Annotated in this window: 12 protein-coding genes, 1 tRNA gene and 1 pseudogene; 3 read left to right on the forward strand and 11 right to left on the reverse strand. The window is 35.4% G+C overall.

From position 1 onward, the window contains the following. Positions 1 to 22: 22 nt before the first annotated feature. The 7 genes and pseudogenes from ACGLWY_RS03875 to ACGLWY_RS03905 all read right to left on the reverse strand — a co-directional run bounded on the left by ACGLWY_RS03875 (position 23) and on the right by ACGLWY_RS03905 (position 9,492). A complete protein-coding gene (locus ACGLWY_RS03875; RefSeq protein WP_396618348.1) occupies positions 23 to 1,090 on the reverse strand; it encodes a cytochrome c oxidase subunit II in 1,068 nt (355 codons plus the stop codon). Between the two features lie 30 nt (positions 1,091 to 1,120). Next, positions 1,121 to 2,476 (reverse strand): quinol:cytochrome C oxidoreductase, encoded by a 1,356-nt coding sequence (locus ACGLWY_RS03880; RefSeq protein WP_396618349.1) that lies wholly within the window; start codon positions 2,474 to 2,476, stop codon positions 1,121 to 1,123. A gap of 22 nt (positions 2,477 to 2,498) precedes the next feature. Then, positions 2,499 to 3,050 (reverse strand): c-type cytochrome, encoded by a 552-nt coding sequence (locus tag ACGLWY_RS03885; protein ID WP_396618627.1) that lies wholly within the window; start codon positions 3,048 to 3,050, stop codon positions 2,499 to 2,501. A gap of 5 nt (positions 3,051 to 3,055) precedes the next feature. After that, complete coding sequence (locus ACGLWY_RS03890) at positions 3,056 to 3,586, reverse strand: DUF3341 domain-containing protein (RefSeq protein WP_396618350.1); 531 nt, start codon at positions 3,584 to 3,586, stop codon at positions 3,056 to 3,058. 39 nt (positions 3,587 to 3,625) lie between these two features. Beyond that, positions 3,626 to 5,047, reverse strand: a pseudogene (gene nrfD, locus ACGLWY_RS03895) (NrfD/PsrC family molybdoenzyme membrane anchor subunit); the annotation flags it as partial. 27 nt (positions 5,048 to 5,074) lie between these two features. After that, a complete protein-coding gene (locus tag ACGLWY_RS03900; RefSeq protein WP_396618351.1) occupies positions 5,075 to 8,167 on the reverse strand; it encodes a TAT-variant-translocated molybdopterin oxidoreductase in 3,093 nt (1,030 codons plus the stop codon). A 32-nt stretch (positions 8,168 to 8,199) separates the two neighbouring features. Further along, positions 8,200 to 9,492 carry a cytochrome c3 family protein gene (locus ACGLWY_RS03905; RefSeq protein ID WP_396618628.1) on the reverse strand — a complete coding sequence of 431 codons (1,293 nt, stop codon included), beginning with the start codon at positions 9,490 to 9,492 and terminating at the stop codon, positions 8,200 to 8,202. Positions 9,493 to 9,708: 216 nt separating this feature from the next. Here ACGLWY_RS03905 and ACGLWY_RS03910 point away from each other — a divergent pair, with 216 nt between their 5' ends. Continuing rightward, the gene (locus ACGLWY_RS03910) at positions 9,709 to 10,101 is read left to right on the forward strand and encodes an SPOR domain-containing protein (RefSeq protein ID WP_396618352.1); all 393 of its coding nucleotides are present in this window, start codon (positions 9,709 to 9,711) and stop codon (positions 10,099 to 10,101) included. 525 nt (positions 10,102 to 10,626) lie between these two features. On the opposite strand, the gene infB is transcribed toward ACGLWY_RS03910, so the two are convergent. From infB to rimP, 3 genes are read right to left on the reverse strand one after another with little or no spacing between them, the layout of a single operon-like run. Then, entirely contained in the window at positions 10,627 to 13,431 is a 2,805-nt protein-coding gene (gene infB, locus ACGLWY_RS03915; RefSeq protein ID WP_396618353.1) for a translation initiation factor IF-2, read from the reverse strand. A gap of 28 nt (positions 13,432 to 13,459) precedes the next feature. Then, the gene (gene nusA, locus ACGLWY_RS03920; protein WP_117174726.1) at positions 13,460 to 14,692 is read right to left on the reverse strand and encodes a transcription termination factor NusA; all 1,233 of its coding nucleotides are present in this window, start codon (positions 14,690 to 14,692) and stop codon (positions 13,460 to 13,462) included. A 13-nt stretch (positions 14,693 to 14,705) separates the two neighbouring features. Continuing rightward, the gene (gene rimP / locus ACGLWY_RS03925) at positions 14,706 to 15,167 is read right to left on the reverse strand and encodes a ribosome assembly cofactor RimP (protein WP_396618354.1); all 462 of its coding nucleotides are present in this window, start codon (positions 15,165 to 15,167) and stop codon (positions 14,706 to 14,708) included. Positions 15,168 to 15,301: 134 nt separating this feature from the next. Here rimP and ACGLWY_RS03930 point away from each other — a divergent pair, with 134 nt between their 5' ends. Beyond that, on the forward strand, positions 15,302 to 16,126 hold the full coding sequence (locus ACGLWY_RS03930) for a universal stress protein (protein ID WP_396618355.1): 825 nt from the start codon (positions 15,302 to 15,304) through the stop codon (positions 16,124 to 16,126). A 71-nt stretch (positions 16,127 to 16,197) separates the two neighbouring features. Here the strand turns inward: ACGLWY_RS03930 and ACGLWY_RS03935 are convergent. Continuing rightward, positions 16,198 to 16,270: transfer RNA gene (locus ACGLWY_RS03935), tRNA-Gln, on the reverse strand. A gap of 156 nt (positions 16,271 to 16,426) precedes the next feature. On the opposite strand from ACGLWY_RS03935, the gene ACGLWY_RS03940 reads away from it, so the two are divergent. Next, positions 16,427 to 19,738 (forward strand): protein O-mannosyl-transferase family, encoded by a 3,312-nt coding sequence (locus tag ACGLWY_RS03940; RefSeq protein ID WP_396618356.1) that lies wholly within the window; start codon positions 16,427 to 16,429, stop codon positions 19,736 to 19,738.

Raw genomic sequence — 19,738 nt, forward strand, 5'->3', positions numbered from 1 at the left:
ATAGCGTATTTATCTTTTTTAATTAATTAACTAGAGAGTTTTTGAATTCTTTTTGCTCTTTCATCCAAGCATCATATTCTTCTTGAGTTTCCACTACAATCTTCATTTGCATGTTGTAATGGGATTTTCCACAAATTTTATTACATAATAATAAATAATCAAATTCGTATCTATCTAAAGCCTCACCGCCTTCAGCAATTAACTTCTGACTTTTTTCAACTCTTATATTATTAATGTTTGCAACTTTCTCAACCATCTCTGGTGTTTGTCTCATCTCTGAAGTAGTAACTTTTGGTGTAAATCCAAATTGGGTTATCATACCTGGTACACAGTTCATCTGCGCTCTAAAATGTGGCATGTAAGCAGAATGTAATACATCTTGTGAACGCATTTTGAATAATACTGGCTTACCAACCGGCAAATGCAATTCGGTAGTAATAACATCATCTTGTGCATTTGGGTCAGCTTCATCTAAACCTAAAATATTAGCGCGATCGATATCAATTAAACGAACGTTAGCCTTTCCTAATGTATTATCTGCACCGGCATATCTCGCTTTCCAGTTAAATTGTTGAGCATATAACTCTATAACTAATGGGTCGTCACTTTCATCAACACCCATGATATTTATCCAGGTATTTAATCCGTAAATAATTAAACCCGCTAAAACGATAACTGGAATGATTGTCCAAATTGCTTCCAACTTATTGTTATCTGCAAAAAACAACGCTTTTTTACCCTTTTCTCCTTTATATTTAAAAGCAAAGTAGTGTAATAGGAATTGCGTAATGGTCTGTACAAAAAAGATGATAACTAATGATACAATCATTAAATTATCAATAGTTGGACCATGTTCTGAAGCAGAGTTTGACAATAATGGCAAATCGCCCCATTTTGCAAAACACACAATGGTAATTACATAAATGAACGCTAAGAAGCCCATCATTAAGTATCCATTGATTGTATTATCCTTGTCGTTGGCAACTTGAGAATTTTCGTTTTTAGCTTGAGCCAAATCGAAAATCTTTACCATTTGCCAAATGGCAACTAAAATAAATACTAAAACTATAATTGTTAATAAAGCAGTCATTGTTATCGTTCGTCTTTATATGTATCTTAATTAATAATGAAAATCTTCACTTTCTTTTCTAAAAGGATATCCTTTTACTAGCAATGGTGCTTTTGTTAAAGCTGTAAATACTACAAATATGAATAATCCAGCAAAAAGCACTATCGAACTAATTTCAGGAATACCAATAAACCATCTGTCCCCTACTGTAGCTGGCATTATCATATTGAAAATATCTATATAATGACCCGCCAATATTACAAGACCTGCCATAACAACAAACCAAGGAATACGTTTATAGTCTGCATTCATCAACATTAAAATTGGGAATACAAAGTTCATAACCACCATACCTAAGAATGGTAATTTGTAATCGTTAAAACGCGCTATAAAATAAGTGACCTCTTCTGGAATGTTTGAATACCAAATAAGCATGAATTGTGAGAACCATAAGTAAGTCCAGAAAATACTGAAAGCAAACATGAATTTAGCAACATCATGTAAATGATTTTCGTTAACAAACTCCAAATAATTTCTAGATTTTAAGTAGATAGTAATTAATGCTAAAACAGTAATACCACTTACAAACATACTAGCAAATACATACCATCCAAATAAGGTTGAGAACCAGTGTGGATCTACACTCATAATCCAATCCCAAGACATCATAGATTCTGTATAAATAAAGAATACTAAGAATCCTGCTGCAATTCTAAAAGACTTTTTAAAGTTACTTTTATCTTCCGCCGTATCTTGAGCAATAGAAAATTTACGGGCAAAATGACGGTATAAACTCCAACCGGCAATAAATACCAAACCTCTAAATGCAAACCATCCTATACTTAACCATCCCGATTTACCTTGGATTAATTTATCGTGGGCTACTACTTCTGGATCCATCCAAACAAATAAATTGTAATGACCAATAGTACCAGACGCTACAGCGATAGCTAAAACTATTAAAGCACCAGGCAATACATAAGCCGTCATGCCTTCCATCACTCTAAATAGTACTGGAGACCATCCAGCTTGGGATGCAATTTGGATCGCATAAAAAGCTAAAATCCCTAAGGCAATCATCATAAAGAAAAATGCAGCGACATATAGTGCAGACCATGGTCTGTTAGCTATTTGATGCTGTACATGCTCGATGTGTTCTTTGTGTTCATCTACTTGAGCATGAGCTTCTTCTCCATGCATATTTTCAGTGGCATGTGCATCATGACTTGGAGCCTCATGGGAAGCTTCTACTGCATGACCGCCACCGTGATGGGATTCTTCTGCAAGTAAGGTTTCAACTTCTTCAAAAGATTTATGAGATGTCATAAAACCATATCCTACACCTAATGCTCCTAATATCATTAGAATGAAAGAAAATGTCTTTAATTTATTTGAAAATGTATACATATCTATAATAATCTTGTCTATCTTACTTTTCTAAATTAGCCTTTAATTCCAGTACGTACGAAACTACTTGCCAACGCTCTTCTTCTTTCAATTGGTTAGCATACGAACCCATAGCATTTTTTCCGTAATATATAGTATGGTAAATACTGCCTTCGTTTATAGCTCTTCCTGCATCATCATAACTAGGAATACCAAGAATTTTTTCGCGTTTCACTAAATTTCCTTGTCCGTCTCCTTTATTACCATGACAAATTCCACAGTATATATCGTATAGTGCTTTACCTCTTTCTAAATCTACGCTGGTAGAATCTAATGGGCTTTTTAAAGTTTCTTTAGCTAACATGTAACCCTCTGTAGAGTTTTCAATATCAAAAGGAATAAAACCTCTTGCTATAGATCCTTCGGCAGGTAATTGTGCTTCAACACCATCTTTAAATGCGGCTTCTCCATAGGTTTCGTAACCAGCAGATTCATACATGTTTGGCATGAATTGGTAGTTTGGTGCTGTATCCTTTTTACATGATACAGCCACTAAAATAACTGCTAATACTAATATTTTAATTAAGCTCTTCATCATTATTAATGCGCTTTATCAATTAAATTAATCTCAACTGCTCCAGTTTCTTTAAGCAAACTCTCAAGCTCTTCCTCATTTCCATCTACAGCAATTTCAATTAAAAAATGATCATCTGTAGTTCTTGGATCAGGATTTTCGGCATTTTTAAATGGCCACATTCTACTACGTAAGTAAAAAGTAATTACCATTAAATGCGCCGCAAAAAATACGGTTAACTCAAACATAATTGGCACGAATGCCGGCATATTCTCTATGTAGCTAAAACTTGGTTTACCACCAATGTTTTGAGGCCAATCTTCAATCATTATATAATTCATCATAACAATTGCAACCGTTAAACCTACTAAACCATACATAAAAGCTGTAATAGCTATACGTGTTGGTGCTAACCCCATAGCTTTGTCTAGTCCGTGAACTGGAAATGGTGTATATATTTCTTCAATGTGGTATCTTTCTGCCTTAACCTTTTTAACAGCAGACATCAATACATCATCATCTGTATAAATAGCGTGAATTACTTTAGATGCTTCCATTGCCTACGCTTCGTTTTTATTGTTAGTTACTTTATCTCCAGAGGTTCTTGCATCTGCTCCTGTCCCTACCAAACTATCACCTGCTTCTCTAATCTTTTTATATCGTTCTCCTGAAGATTTTAAAATAGTTTTCACCTCTGCTTGTGCAATTACAGGGAATGTTCTAGAGTATAATAAGAATAATACAAAGAAGAATCCTATAGTTCCAATAAAAATTCCAATATCTACAAATGTTGGAGAGAACATCGTCCATGATGATGGTAAGTAATCGCGGTGTAACGAGGTTACTATAATTACAAAACGCTCAAACCACATACCTATATTTACTACGATTGAGATAAAGAATGAGAACATGATACTTGTTCTTAATTTCTTAAACCACATAAATTGTGGAGAGAATACATTACAGGTCATCATCGCCCAATATGCCCACCAGTAAGGACCTGTTGCTCTGTTTAAGAATGCATATTGTTCGTATTCAACACCAGAATACCATGCAATAAATAACTCAGTTATATATGCTACACCTACTATAGAACCCGTAATCATGATTACAATGTTCATTAACTCGATGTGCTGTACTGTAATATAATCTTCAAGGTTACACACTTTTCTCATAATAATAAGAAGTGTATTTACCATCGCAAATCCTGAGAATACCGCTCCAGCAACGAAGTACGGAGGGAATATGGTCGTATGCCAACCTGGAATTACCGAAGTTGCGAAGTCAAACGATACGATAGTATGTACAGAAAGTACAAGTGGCGTTGCTAAACCTGCAAGTACCAAAGATACTTCTTCAAAACGTTGCCAATCTTTAGCACGGCCAGACCAACCAAAACTTAACAAAGAATATATTTTCTTTTGAAAAGGTTTTATAGCTCTATCACGTAGCATAGCAAAATCTGGTAATAAACCTGTCCACCAGAATACTAATGATACCGATAAGTATGTAGAAATCGCAAACACGTCCCAAAGTAATGGTGAGTTAAAGTTTACCCATAACGAACCAAATTGGTTTGGTATTGGTAACACCCAGTATCCTAACCAAGGACGACCCATGTGAATGATTGGAAATAAACCTGCTTGAACTACCGAGAAGATGGTCATCGCTTCTGCAGAACGGTTAATGGCCATTCTCCATTTTTGACGGAATAATAAAAGTACCGCAGAGATAAGTGTTCCTGCGTGACCAATACCAACCCACCAAACGAAGTTAGTAATATCCCAAGCCCAACCTACAGTTTTATTTAAACCCCAAGTTCCAATACCTGTTGATATGGTATATAAAATACATCCAATTCCCCAAAGAAAGGCTACTAGTGCTATAGAGAAAACTATCCACCATTGTTTATTTGCTTTTCCTTCTACTGGTTTAGCCACATCTACAGTAACATCGTGATATGATTTCTCGCCTGTAACTAAGGGTCTTCTAATAGGTGCTTCGTAATGAGACGCCATAATTATATAATTGATTCTTTAATTAGGTTATGCTTCAGTTGTATTTCTCACTTTTGTTTGATACATCACGTTTGGTTTTACGCCTACGTGCTCTAACAAGTGGTACATACGGTTATCTTCTTTAAGTTTTGCAACTTGACTTTCTTTATCGTTAATATCTCCAAAAACCATGGCGCCACTGCTACAAGCTGCAGAACATGCTGTTTGGAATTCACCATCTTTAATTTCTCGTCCGTCACGTTTTGCATCCAAAATGGTTTTTTGTGTTTTTTGAATACACATAGAACATTTTTCCATAACACCACGAGAACGAACCACAACATCTGGATTTAATACCATACGACCTAAATCATCATTCATATGATAATCAAACTCATCATTACCATTGTATAAGAACCAGTTGAAACGACGTACTTTATAAGGGCAGTTGTTTGCACAGTATCTCGTTCCAACACAACGGTTGTAAGCCATATGGTTTTGACCTTGACGACCGTGTGATGTTGCTGCCACAGGACAAACCGTTTCACAAGGTGCATGGTTGCAATGTTGGCACATTACCGGTTGGAAAGCAACTTGTGGGTTCACAGAAGCATGCTCCATTTCACCAAATTCACTTAACGAACTTCCTAAACCAGAAATATGTTCTTTTTTCTCATTATCACCTTCAAATGATTCTTCAGATGAGTAATATCTATCGATACGTAACCAGTGCATGTCACGGCTACGACGTACTTCTGTTTTTCCAACTACTGGTACATTATTTTCAGCGTGACAAGCAATAACGCATGCGCCACATCCTGTACAGGCATTTAAATCGATTGATAAGTTGAAATGATGCCCAATAGAACGGTCAAATTCATCCCATAAATCTACATCTGGCGACGTTACTGGAGTTTCTTTATGATTTAAAGAGACAACAGGAACCGCATTCCAGTGTTTTTTATCTTTGGTGTTGAAGATTTCCAAAGAAGTTTCTTTAATAATATCGCCACGACCCATTAAGGTATTGTGTAACTGTACTGATGCAAATTCATGCTCACCAGCTGCAGCTTCAATAGTCACGTTTTGTACCGTATTAAAGTTTTTATATAATGCATAGGCATTTACACCTGTTTGCATTTCTTCTTTTAAACCTTTTGTTTTTCCGTAACCAAGTGCTAACCCAACAGAACCCTTAGCTTGTCCTGGTTGAATCATAACTGGAGCAATTATGGCTGTTCCGTTTACAGTTACTTTAGCATAACTACCATTTAAAGCACCGTTTGCTACGTGCTTGTTCATTAAACCTAATACATCAGCATCGGCTTTTGAAATGGTTAAATAGTTATCCCAAGACGTTCTGGTAATAGGATCTGGAAACTCTTGTAACCATGGGTTATTGGCTTGTTGTCCATCACCCATACCTACTTTGGTATATAATGTTAATTCTAAACCCGATTTTTTTGCTGAAGCAGCTAATGCACTAGCAGCATTTCCTGAAGGCATTTCTGCTGAAGTTTCAGCGTCCGAAGTATTTTCAATTTCAGTAGCGATGGTTCCAACATAAACACCATCGTGCAATGCTTGGTTGAATGAGCTACCTCCTAATATGGTTGTTCCCCAAGCTTCTTTAATATAATCATGGTAAGAAACATCGTTTCCTGTCCATTTTAATAAAGCCTCTTGAAATTGTCTGGTATTGAATAACGGACGAATAGCTGGTTGCGTTAAAGCGTAATGCCCTTTTTTGATTTCAACATCACCCCAAGATTCTAAATAGTGAGGAGCTGCTGCTAGGTATTGCGTTTCTGAAGACGTTTCATCAACTTTAAGAGAAAACGCAATTGATAATTCTGTTTTCTTTAATCCTTCAGCAAAATCTGACGCATTAGGTAACGTGTAGATTGGATTAACACCACTCATGATGATGGCGCCAACCTTGCCTGCTTTCATATCGGCAACCAAACCTAAAACGGCTTGATCACTACCTTGTCTTGTTTTTATAGGTGTTTTTGGGTCGAATGCTTTACTCGCCAAAAACGCATTTATTTCTAAAGCAACAGTTTGTGCATTGACATCTTGAATTCCTGTAACTACAACACCTTCACTACCTGCTTTCTTTAATTGAGATGCTGCTTTTTTAACGGCATCTTCTATATGTGCTGGTAAACTTCCTGAAACAGAACCACCAACGACATAACTATATAATTTAGCTAAAGCTATTTTTTGTTCACTTGGTGTTAATGGCACACGTTTATCAGCGTTTGCTCCAGTTAAAGACATATTAGACTCAAACTGGATATGACGTGACATCTTACCGTTTTGAGGAATTCTGTTTTTTGAATATCCCGCATCAAAACCACCGCCTTGCCAATCACCTAAGAAATCGGCACCAACAGAAACAATGGTCATCACTTTAGATAAATCGTAATTAGCTAAACCGCGTTCTCCATATTTAGCTTGGTACGCATCTAATGCAGCCGATTCAGAAACAGCATCGTACACTACATGACGAACATTACCATATTTTTCTTTAAATTCTGAAATTAACTTACTTGTAGAAGGGCTCGCAAAAGTTTGTGTTAGTAACACAATTTCTTTACCAGCTGCCTTTATATCGGTTAATTTTTGATTGGTTTCTTTATCAAACGTACTCCAAGAAATAGAAGCATCTCCTTTTTTAGGGCCTTGAACTCTTAAACTATCGTACAAGCCTAAAACCGAAGCATTTACTCTAGCATTTGCACTACCATTGGTAACTGCTAAAGCGTTGTTTTCAATTTTAATGGGACGACCTTCACGCGTTTTTACTAAAACACTAGCAAAATCAAATCCATCTGCAATCGTTGTTGCGTAATAGTTAGCTACACCAGGAATAATCTCTTGAGGTTGAACTACGTAAGGAATAGATTTAACAACAGGACCTTCGCAAGCCGCTAAAGATGCAGCAGCTGTACTAAAACCTACATATTTTAAGAAATCGCGACGTGTTGTAGAGGTTGCTTCCAATGTATCTTTATCTCCTAAAAATTCATCAGTAGGAATTTGTTCTACAAACTCGTTTTGTTTTAGCGTCTCAACAATAGAACTATTCTCGTTTAGCTCTTCAACACTTTTCCAGTATTTCTTGTTTGATGACATATTATATAATTGAATTACTTCTTATTAATTTATTAATAGTGGCATTTACCACATTCTAAACCACCCATTTGAGCCTCAGTAACTTCTTTAACCCCATATTTCTTAGCCAATTGCTCATGAATTTTTTCATAATAAGCATTGTCTTTCATATTAACATTAGTAGTTCTGTGGCATTCTATACACCATCCCATAGTTAACGGAGCAAATTGACTAGCAACTTCCATTTCTTGGATAGGACCATGACAGGTTTGACACTCTAAACCAGCAACCGTAACGTGTTGTGAGTGGTTAAAGTAAACAAAATCCGGCAAGTTATGAATACGAACCCATTTCACAGGTTGTGAATTCCCAGTATATTTTTGTTCAGCATCATCCCAACCTGCTGCTTTGTACAGTTTTTTAATCTCACCATCATAAAATTCCTTGGAATGTTCTGGAGTTGTTTCTCCATTGTATTCATAAATTGATTTATGACAGTTCATACAAACATTTAAAGACGGAATACCTGAAGTTTTACTTGTTCTTGCAGAGGAGTGGCAGTATTTACAATCGATACCATTATCCCCGGCATGAATTTTATGTGAAAAATGAATAGGCTGTACCGGTTGGTAACCTTGATCAACTCCTACTTGCATGAAATATCCATATACAAAATAGGCACTAGACAATAAAAAGAATATGGCAACAACCAACATTAAAAATTGGTTCTGAACAAATGCTTTCCAAAGTGGTGTTCTCTTTGCTTCTTCTGGCAATTCAATATTCTGTGCCGAAGCAAAACGACGCAATGTTTTGTTTACTAAATAGAGTCCAGCAGCTAATAATATGAATAGGATTGCTAAAGCACCTAATATAATTTCGTTTGAAATACCTCCTGTTGAAGAAGTAGTTTCTGTAGGTACAGCAGCTCCTGTAGCATTGGCAGGTTCTTCGGTTTTCACCTCGGCAGTATAAGCAAGAATATTATCAATATCTTCATTTGATAATTGTGGAAACGCTGTCATAGCAGCTCCTCCAAACTCATTATACACCTTGTTTGCATAAGCGTCTCCAGATTTGATAAGTCCTGAACTATTATGAACCCAGTTATAAATCCATTCCTTATCCAAACCTTGCTCATCAGCTAAACGCACTTCTACATTACGTAAAGCAGGCCCTGTCATTTTCTTATCAAGTTGATGACAGGCTGCACAATTGGCATTAAATAATGATTTCCCTTTTGCTGGATCTCCTTGAGCAGAAAGCGAGGTTGTAAACGCTAATAATAAAACTAAGCTAACACGAAGAATGTTTACGCTTAATCTACGGTGAATCACCTTTCTCATATTGTTGGTCAAATTAACTTCTAAACTTTGGTATGATTTTTTCATTTAACAAATTGAAAAAAAATACAGTTAAAAAAATCTCTGGCAAAAGTAATACTTAAAGTCGATTTGCGAAATGTTAGAGAACTGTTAATTGGTAATTTAGAGGGATTCTAAATAATAAAAACAACTTAATTTAAGTTTATAACGTATACATTTGTATAAATATATTTGAAAATGAAATTATTGAATTTAAAAATTAGCGCTTTAAGTATTTTAGCTTTTATTACAGCTTCAAACTATTGTTTGGCACAACAAGGAACTGTTGTTGTAAATCAGGACAAAAAAATAACCACTTTACTAGAGGTTAAAAAGGAAATGAATAAAAACGAGAGCGATTCTGACAGATATAAAATACAGATATACTCAGGAAATCATCGTCCTAGTGCCGAGGCTGCGCAAAGAGAATTTAACTCAAATTTTGCCGATTGGAAAGCTTCCATTGAATACGAAACACCAAATTTCAAAATTTGGGCAGGCAATTATAGAACGCGTTTAGAAGCTGATAGAGCCTTGAAAAAAATTAAAAGTAAATTTCCAAATGCCTTTATTTTCAAGCCTAAAAAATAACCTTACATATTTAAAAACATTCGTGTTCAATTAAAGATTCAAGACCGCTTTGCTAAAAGAAAATAGAATAAAGAAAAGAGACAAGAGAAAGATAGACTAAAGACGACAAACTGATTTACTTTTCTGTTTTAGTACTAGCTAAAATTCAATTTGACATTCAAGTGTTTAAATAGTTAAATAAATAAAAATGCGATATCATTACTAAACCTTAGTTCAGGTTGATAAACGTAACTTTTAACAGTTTAACCGTGTAATTGTTGAATCGTGTATCACAAACTTCTTCGGTACAAACTCTGAATTTTGAACTTTAAACATCTAACTTCGTTAAAATTTATATCGAATTATATCGAAACTCACGTTAATTATTACAAAAAGCTAGACCACAAACTAGTAAACTCTTTAAAAAAGCCATTATCACTTTGTTTACAATGAATTGTAAAAGTTTCGTCTGACAGCAATGATTTATAAAACAAAAAAGCGACCAATTTGGTCGCTTTTTATATTTTATAGGAATATGAAAGTTGCTTATTTAAGTTTCTTTTTAACCTCAACCTCATGGAATGCTTCAATAATATCGCCTTCCTGTATGTCATTGTAGTTTTTAATTTGCATACCACAATCAAAACCTTTGGTTACTTCTTTAGCATCATCTTTAAATCGTTTTAACGACGCTAATTCTCCAGTAAACACAACAACCCCATCTCTAATTAATCTAACCTTAGAATTTCTTAGGATTTTTCCATTAGTTACCATACAACCTGCAATACTACCAATTTTAGTAACTTTAAAGATTTCCCTAATTTCTGCTGTACCTGTAATCTCTTCTTTAAATTCTGGAGATAACATACCTTCCATAGCGTCTTTAAGATCGTTTATGGCATCATATATAATAGAGTATGTTCTGATATCAATTTCTTCTTTATCGGCAATACTTCTTGCATTTCCAACGGGACGTACATTAAATCCAATAATAATCGCATCGGAAGCAGATGCTAATAACACATCACTTTCAGTAATGGCTCCAACACCTTTATGTAAAATATTTACTTGAATCTCTTCAGTTGATAGTTTTTGGAACGAATCGGTTAATGCTTCCACAGAACCATCCACATCACCTTTAAGAATGATATTCAATTCTTGGAAATCACCTAATGCAATACGACGACCAATTTCATCTAAGGTAATATGACGTTGTGTTCTAACCGATTGCTCGCGTTGTAATTGTGCACGTTTTGAAGCAATTTGTTTTGCTTCACGCTCATCTTCAAATACATTAAATTTATCACCTGCTTGTGGCGCGCCATCTAAACCTAATATAGACACTGGTGTTGAAGGTCCTGCAGCAACTACACTATTACCGCGTTCGTCCTGCATGGCTTTAACTTTACCACTATTTTTTCCTGCCAACACATAGTCTCCCACTTTAAGTGTCCCTGCTTGCACTAAAATAGTTGCAACATAACCACGTCCTTTATCTAAAAACGCTTCTACAACAGTACCTAAAGCCGGTCTATTTGGGTTTGCCCTAAGCTCTAATAATTCGGCTTCAAGCAATACTTTTTCCAATAATTCTTTAACACCTGTTCCTACTTTTGCAGAAATATCGTGCGATTGGATTTTTCCTCCCCAATCTTCTACCAACAAATTCATTTGTGCCAATCCTTCTTTAATTTTTTCAGGATTTGCAGCTGGTTTATCAATTTTATTTATGGCGAAAACAATAGGAACTCCTGCTGCTTGTGCATGGGCAATAGCTTCTCTTGTTTGTGGCATGATATCATCATCTGCCGCTGCTACAATAATCGCAATATCGGTTACTTGTGCACCACGAGCACGCATCGCGGTAAACGCTTCGTGACCCGGTGTATCTAAGAAGGCTATTTTCTGTCCATTATCCAATTCAACACCATAGGCTCCAATATGTTGTGTAATGCCTCCAGATTCTCCAGCAATCACATTTTCTTTACGAATGTAATCTAAAAGTGATGTTTTACCATGATCTACGTGACCCATTACGGTTACAATGGGCGCTCTTGGTTTTAAATCTTCTTCGCTATCTTCAAAAACCTCAATGGATTCTTCAATGTCTGCGGTTACAAATTCTACTTCATATCCGAATTCTTCTGCCACAATTGATAGTGTTTCAGCATCTAAACGCTGATTCATGGTTACCATCATTCCAAGTGACATACACGCCGAAATAATTTGGGTAACTGGTACATCCATCATGGTTGCCACTTCGCTTGCCGTAACAAACTCAGTAACCTTAAGAATTTTACTTTCTGCTGCTTCTTGCTCTAAATTTCTTTCCGTTTGATCTCTATGTAGATCTCTTTTGTCTCTTCTATATTTAGCGCCTTTACCTTTAGATGATTTTCCTTGAAGTTTTTCTAAAGTTTCACGGACTTGTTTTTTAACATCCTCTTCACTAGGATCTTCTTTAACAATAGGACGTCTTGCTTGTCCTGGTTTGTTACCTTTAAAGCGGTCGTTACCTGGTTTGCTAGCATCGCCACCCCTATTGTCACCACCTTGTTGCGGACCTCCAACTTTACTGATACGTCTTCGCTTTTTCTTATTAGCTGAAGCACCAGCATCGCCAGGTTTCGCGTCGGCTTTCTTTTCTTCTTTCTTTTTCTTAGGCTTATTAAATTGAGATAAGTCAATTTTATCACCTGCTATTTTAGGACCACTAAGTATTTGGTATTTAGTTTTTACCCTTTCTTCAGTAATTAATTCACCTTCAGAGTTCGTTATCTGTTTTTTGGGCTCAACATCTTTTTTAGGTTCAGGTGTAGCTTCCTCTTTAGGCTTAGAAGTTTCTGGTTTAACTTCTTTCTTTGCCTCATCAGGAACTTGAGGCTTAACTTCTTCTTTTACAGGTTCTTTTTCAACAGGTTTTTCTACAACCTCTTCTTTAGGAACCTCAACCGCTTTCTCCTCTTGCTTTGCGGCAACAGGTGTTTCTTCAGTTTTTTTAGGATCTAAATCAATTTTCCCAACCTGTTTTGGTCCAGAAAGTATTTTAGAGGCTTTTATTATTTCTTCTTTTCTGGCTGATTCTTTTTGCTTTTCTTCAATTTCACGTTCTCTTTGCTCACGTAGCACCTCTTTTTCTTTCAATTTTGCTTCACCAACTTCTTTAGATGCTACTTTTTTATTAGCATCTGTCTGAAATTCGTTTGAAAGAATTACATGTACTTCTTCTGAAATTTTAGTATTCGGACTTTTTTCAATATCAACCCCTTTTGATTCTAAAAAATCAACTGCGCGGTCAATAGAAATATTGAGTTCCCGTAATACTTTATTTAATCTAATTGTGTCAGCCATAAATTGCCTTTAAAATACTCAAATATAGTTATTCTTCAAATTCTTCCCTAAGAATTCTAATAACGTCTTTAATTGTTTCTTCTTCTAAATCTGTTCTTTTCACTAAATCGTTTACATCTTGCTCTAAAATACTTTTTGCAGTATCCAATCCAGCTTTACTAAACTCTTCAATAATCCATCCCTCTATTTCGTCAGAGAATTCTCTTAACTCTACATCTTCTTCTGCACCTTCTCTAAATACATCTATTTCATAACCAGTTAATTGACCTGCCAAACGAATGTTATGACCACCTCTACCAATGGCTTTACTTACTTCTTCTGGTTTTAAAATAACTTCAGCACGTTTTGTCTCTTCGTTAATTTTTATTGAAGTAACTCTAGCTGGACTTAACGCTCTTGTTATGTATAATTGTAAATTATTTGTATAATTAATTACATCAATATTTTCGTTACCCAATTCACGTACAATCCCATGAATTCTTGAACCTTTCATACCAACACATGCTCCCACAGGGTCAATTCTATCATCATACGAATCTACCGCTACTTTTGCTTTTTCACCAGGTATTCTAACGACGTTTTTAATAGTGATTAAACCGTCGAAAACCTCTGGTATTTCTTGTTCGAAAAGCTTTTCTAAGAAAGCGGGAGAGGTTCTAGACATGATGATGGTTGGCTTAGCACCTTTTAACTCAACGCTATCAACAACACCTCTTACATTATCTCCTTTTCTAAAGAAATCTGATGGTATTTGTTTTTCTTTAGGAAGCACAATTTCGTTACCTTCATCATCCAATAAAATAACAGCTCTGTGACGAATATGATGCACCTCTGCTGTGTAAATTTCGCCAATTAAATCTTTAAATTGCTTAAAAACGATGGTGTTATCGTGTTCATGAATTTTAGAAATAAGGTTTTGACGTAATGCTAAAATAGCTCGTCTTCCTAAATGAATAAGCTTCACTTCTTCAGACACCTCTTCTCCTACTTCAAAATCTGGCTCGATTTTACGCGCTTCCGACAAGGAAATTTCTTGGTTTGGTTCTTCAACCTCACCATCTGCAACAACAACTCTATTTCTCCAAATTTCTAAATCACCTTTATCAGGGTTTACAATAATATCGAAATTATCGTCGTCGCCATACTTCTTTTTTAAGGCACTTCTAAACACATCCTCTAAAATCGCCATTAACGTTACTCTGTCAATTAGCTTATCGTCTTTGAATTCTGAAAAAGATTCAATTAACGCGATATTCTCCATAACTCCTATTGAATTAAAATTTAATCATAACTTTTGCTTCTACAATATCTTCGTAAGCGATATCCGCTTGCTTCTTTACTGTTACCTTCCCTTTACCTATCGGCTTTGGTTCTCTAACTTTCCACTCTAATGTAATATTTGTATCGGTTGCTTTTGCAAGTACGCCTTCAAATTTTTCTGAAGCCGTCCTTACCGTTAGCTCTCTTTTCAAATTCTTACTATATTGTCTTTTATTTATTAAGGGTGATGCAGCTCCTGCCGACATCACTTCTAAAGAAAAATCGTGTTCTTCTCTATCCAAATTATGCTCTATAGCTCTGCTAATAAACATGCAATCTTCAACTAAAACGCCGTTATCGCCATCAATAACAATATTAATATGATTATCCCCTTGAATTGAGAAATCAATTAAAAACAAATCTGGTCGTTCTATTAACGCAGCGTCTAATAAATTTTTAACGTTAGTTTTAAACATTTTTTTTATGAAAAGAGGGGACTTTCCGTCCCCTCTTTCTTTAGTTTTAGCCTTTCAACGGTGCAAATATATAATATTTTATTGATTTTTAAAGTAATATTTCATAAATTTAGGAGTATCTTACTTATAAAATTATGAAAAAAATACTTGTCCCCACCGACTTTTCTACTCAAGCTGAAAACGCATTAAAGGTAGCCGCACAATTAGCCAAAAAGCATGATTGTGAACTTTATTTACTGCATATTCTTGAAGCGCCACTGCAAACCGTAGACCCTATGAGTTCTTATAACGACTTGCCTGAAGCCATGTTTTTTATGAAAATAGCACACAAGCAATTTGAAGAATTAAAAGAGAAAGACTACTTAAAAGGCCTGGTAATACACGAGCATGTAGAGTTTCATGAAATATTCAAGGGGGTTTTTCATGTTTGTAAAAAAAACCAAATAGACTTGATTGTTATGGGTTCTAACGGCGCAAGTGGTTTAAAGGAAATGCTTATTGGCAGTAATACCGAAAAAGTGGTTCGTACCTCTGAAACACCTGTACTTGTTATTAAAAATGAGCATAAAACATTCCAAACCAAACACTTTGTTTTTGCATCTGATTTTGACGAGGAAAGCATAGCACCTTTTAAAAAAGCCATGGCATTTGCCAATCTTTTTGGCTCTAAAATGCACTTACTTATGGTGAACACGCCTAATCATTTTATTACATCCCACGATGCCCAAAGTAGAATACAAAATTTTATTAAAGATATCAAAATGCCCAATTACTCTATTAACATTTACAATGACGTGACTATTGAAACGGGCATTATGAACTTTTCGCAATCTATTAATGCAGACTTTATTGGCATGAGTACCCATGGCAGACGGGGCATTTCCCATTTCTTTAACGGCAGCATTAGCGAGGATTTAGTAAACCACGCCAAACGACCCGTGATGACATTCAAAATTTAAAAACAATCATTTTTAAACTTTCGCCACAAAAAAAATCCTGACTCAAAACAGAATCAGGATTTACAATTATGTTGGCTTACTAGGGCTCGAACCTAGACTCTTCTGGACCAAAACCAGACGTGTTGCCAGTTACACCATAAGCCAATGTGTAATTGAGGGTGCAAATTTAGTACAAAGTTTTATTTTCACAAGCATTTTTTTGAAAAAATAATTACCAATACTTAACGTTTACTAAAAAACGTACTAAATACCATATTTATTATTAAATTCGCCTCAGTAAATAAATACAAATAATTTTTTATGACCAATTTTAATTTTAAAAAATGGAATACCTATTTAGGATGGTTCACTTTTTTAATAGCTCTTGTAACATACGGATTAACAGTAGAACCCACTGTAAGTTTTTGGGATGCTGGCGAATATATTTTAACTTCGGCTAAATTACAAGTAGGACACCCACCTGGTGCACCTTTCTTTCAAATGCTAGGCGCCTTTTTCTCTATGTTTGCTTTAGAGCCCTCGCAAGTTGGTTTTATGATGAATATGATGAGTGCCGTATCTAGTGCCTTCACCATTCTTTTTATGTTTTGGACTATTACCCTCCTTTTAAAAAAAATAATTGAACATAAAAATGACATCACTAAAGAGAAAGCCATAGCTATTTTAGGTAGTGGTGTTGTGGGAAGTTTGGCTTTTACATTTACCGATTCCTTTTGGTTTAACGCTGTAGAAACTGAGGTGTATGCCATGGCTACATTAATTATGGCAGTTATGTTTTGGCTTGGGCTACGTTGGGAACAAGACATGCACAAACCCAGAGGAAACCGTTGGCTTATTTTAATTGCCTTTATTATTGGACTTTCTTTTGGGGTGCATTTTATGGGCTTATTAACCATACCTGCTATCGGACTTATTTACTACTTTAAAAATTACAAAACCATTACCATTAAAAACTTCATTGTTGCCAATGTGGTTTCAGTTGCTATATTATTATTCATTTTTAAACTATTGGCACCAAATATTCTTAAAATATTTAGTGTTTTTGAAATCTTCTTTGTTAACTCTATTGGGCTTCCTTTCAATTCGGGGTCTATTATTGCGGGTATTTTATTGGTAGGCATTATTTATTACGGATTAAATTATACGCATAAAAAAGGCATGGTGCATGTCAATACGGGCATTTTATGCGTTACCTTTATTATTGTTGGGTTCTCAACATGGTTATTACTTCCCATACGCGCCAATGCCAACGTGGTTATTAATGAAAACAACCCATCGAGTGCCAGGGAATTATTAGCCTATTATAATTTAGAACAATATCCTGAAACACACTTGTTTTACGGACCACAGTTTACCGACCAATATGCTTATTTGGATGAAAACAATCCGTATGTAGATGACAAACCTAAATACGAAAAAGATGAAGCTAAAGGCAAATACGTTATTGTAAACAATTATAAAAATGCAAAGCAAAACTACAATTCCAAACATGCTTCCATTCTTCCGCGTATGTGGAGTGCAGAACATGCCGAAAACTACATGATGTTTTCTGGGTTTTTAGACTTTAAGCTAAAACCAGAATACCAAATGGAAAACGAATTGCGAACTACTGTCACTAATTTTAAAAATGAAGCTGCTAAAGGTGCGGTCGATTATGAAGATTACAACAACTTTTTAAAGCGTTTTAAAAGTTATATCGATATTGAAAAACCGGGTCTTTGGGAAAACATAACCTACATGTTCGAATACCAATTAGGCTATATGTACTGGCGTTATTTTATGTGGAATTTTTCAGGACGACAAGACGATATTCAAGGAAAGTATGACAATCACGGAAATTGGATAACGGGCATAAAACCATTAGATGAAAAGCTTTTAGGGCTGTCTCAAGACAATTTGCCAAGTGATGTTAAAAATAACAAGGCAAGAAACACATATTACCTATTACCGCTCATTTTGGGTCTAATAGGCTTCTTCTTTTTATTCAACATAGACAAAAAACTATTTTGGATCTTATTAGTGTTTTTTCTTTTTACAGGAGTCGCCATACAGGTTTATACCAACGTACGCCCTTTTGAACCACGTGAGCGCGATTACTCGGTAGTTGGCTCGTTTTATGTGTTCGCCATTTGGATTGGCTTTGGGGTATATGCCTTATTTGATGCCTTAAAGAAATACGCTTCACCTAAACTTTTGGCTCCCATAATATCTGTTATCTGTTTAATATTAGTCCCTGGTATTTTAGCCGCAAACAATTGGGACGACCATGACCGATCAGACAAATACACTGCCAGATCTATGGCAAAAATGTATTTGGATTCTTGTGAAGAAAACGGTATTCTATTCACCATTGGTGATAACGACACCTTTGCGCTTTGGTACGCCCAGGAAATTGAAGGCTACAGGACCGATGTTCGCGTCGTAAATACCAGCTTGTTTCAAACGGATTGGTACATAGACCAAATGAAACGTAAAGCCTATGAAAGCAAACCGATTCCTTCACAACTAACACACGATTTATACAAATACGGCACCAATGATTATATTATTATTGAACCCGTTGTGAAAGACACTTTACAATTAAAACAGTTTTTAGATTTTATTGCAAGTAACAACCCTAAAACCAAATATAAATATATATTAGAACAAAAAGGCGTTGATATTTCGCAAGTTAGACAGCAAGATTTGGATGCGAGCTATTTACCAACCGAGTTTTTAAGAATTCCGGTAAATAAAGAAAACGCCTTAAAATCTGGCATTGTAAGCCCTAAAGACGCCGATAAAATAGTACCGCATATTGACATAAAAATAAGTGGAGGTGCTTTATACAAAAACCGATTATTAATGCTCGATATTGTCGCTAACAATAATTGGAAACGCCCTATTTACTTTACCGGCGGAAGCTTTGGCGATGATGATTATCTTTGGATGAAAGACTACTTGCAACTAGATGGTATGTGCTATAAACTGGTTCCTATAAAGACCCCTATAAATAAATCAAACCCGTTTGATATGGGACGCGTTGACAGTGACCTGATGTATAACAAAGTAAAAAAATGGGATTGGGGCAATAGCGGTAGTCCAGATATATATCATGACCCTGAAACACGCAAAAATTCCATTTCCTACAGAGGTAATTTAGCCCGATTAATTGAACAATTGCTTACTGAGAAAAAATTAGATAAGGCAGAAAAAATTGCAGACATCGCCATGACCAACATGCCTGTTGAGTATTTTGGATACTACACGCTGTTAGAGCCTTATGTTAGTGCCTATTACGAAGTAGGCAACAAAGAAAAAGCACAAAAGCTCTTTAAAGAGGTAGCTAAAAAATATCAAGAGAATTTATACTATTATAGTACATTAAAAAGGGCTAATCAAGAGCGATTCTTTGAAGATATTTATACAGACATTGAGCGCTATAAAGGGCTATTAAATATTTTAGTGAAATACGACCCCTCCTTTGCAGAAAAAGAAGGCGATGTATTCAACAATCATTTAATGCTATTTAAGCACTTTTACGGAGGTCAACCTGAAAAACAAAATACTGTTCCAAAAACTGAAATAGATTTACCAATTTCCGATAGCAGTATCGATTTAACTACTGAATAA

The sequence above is a fragment of the Mariniflexile sp. HMF6888 genome (assembly GCF_044335535.1).
Lineage (GTDB): Bacteria > Bacteroidota > Bacteroidia > Flavobacteriales > Flavobacteriaceae > Mariniflexile.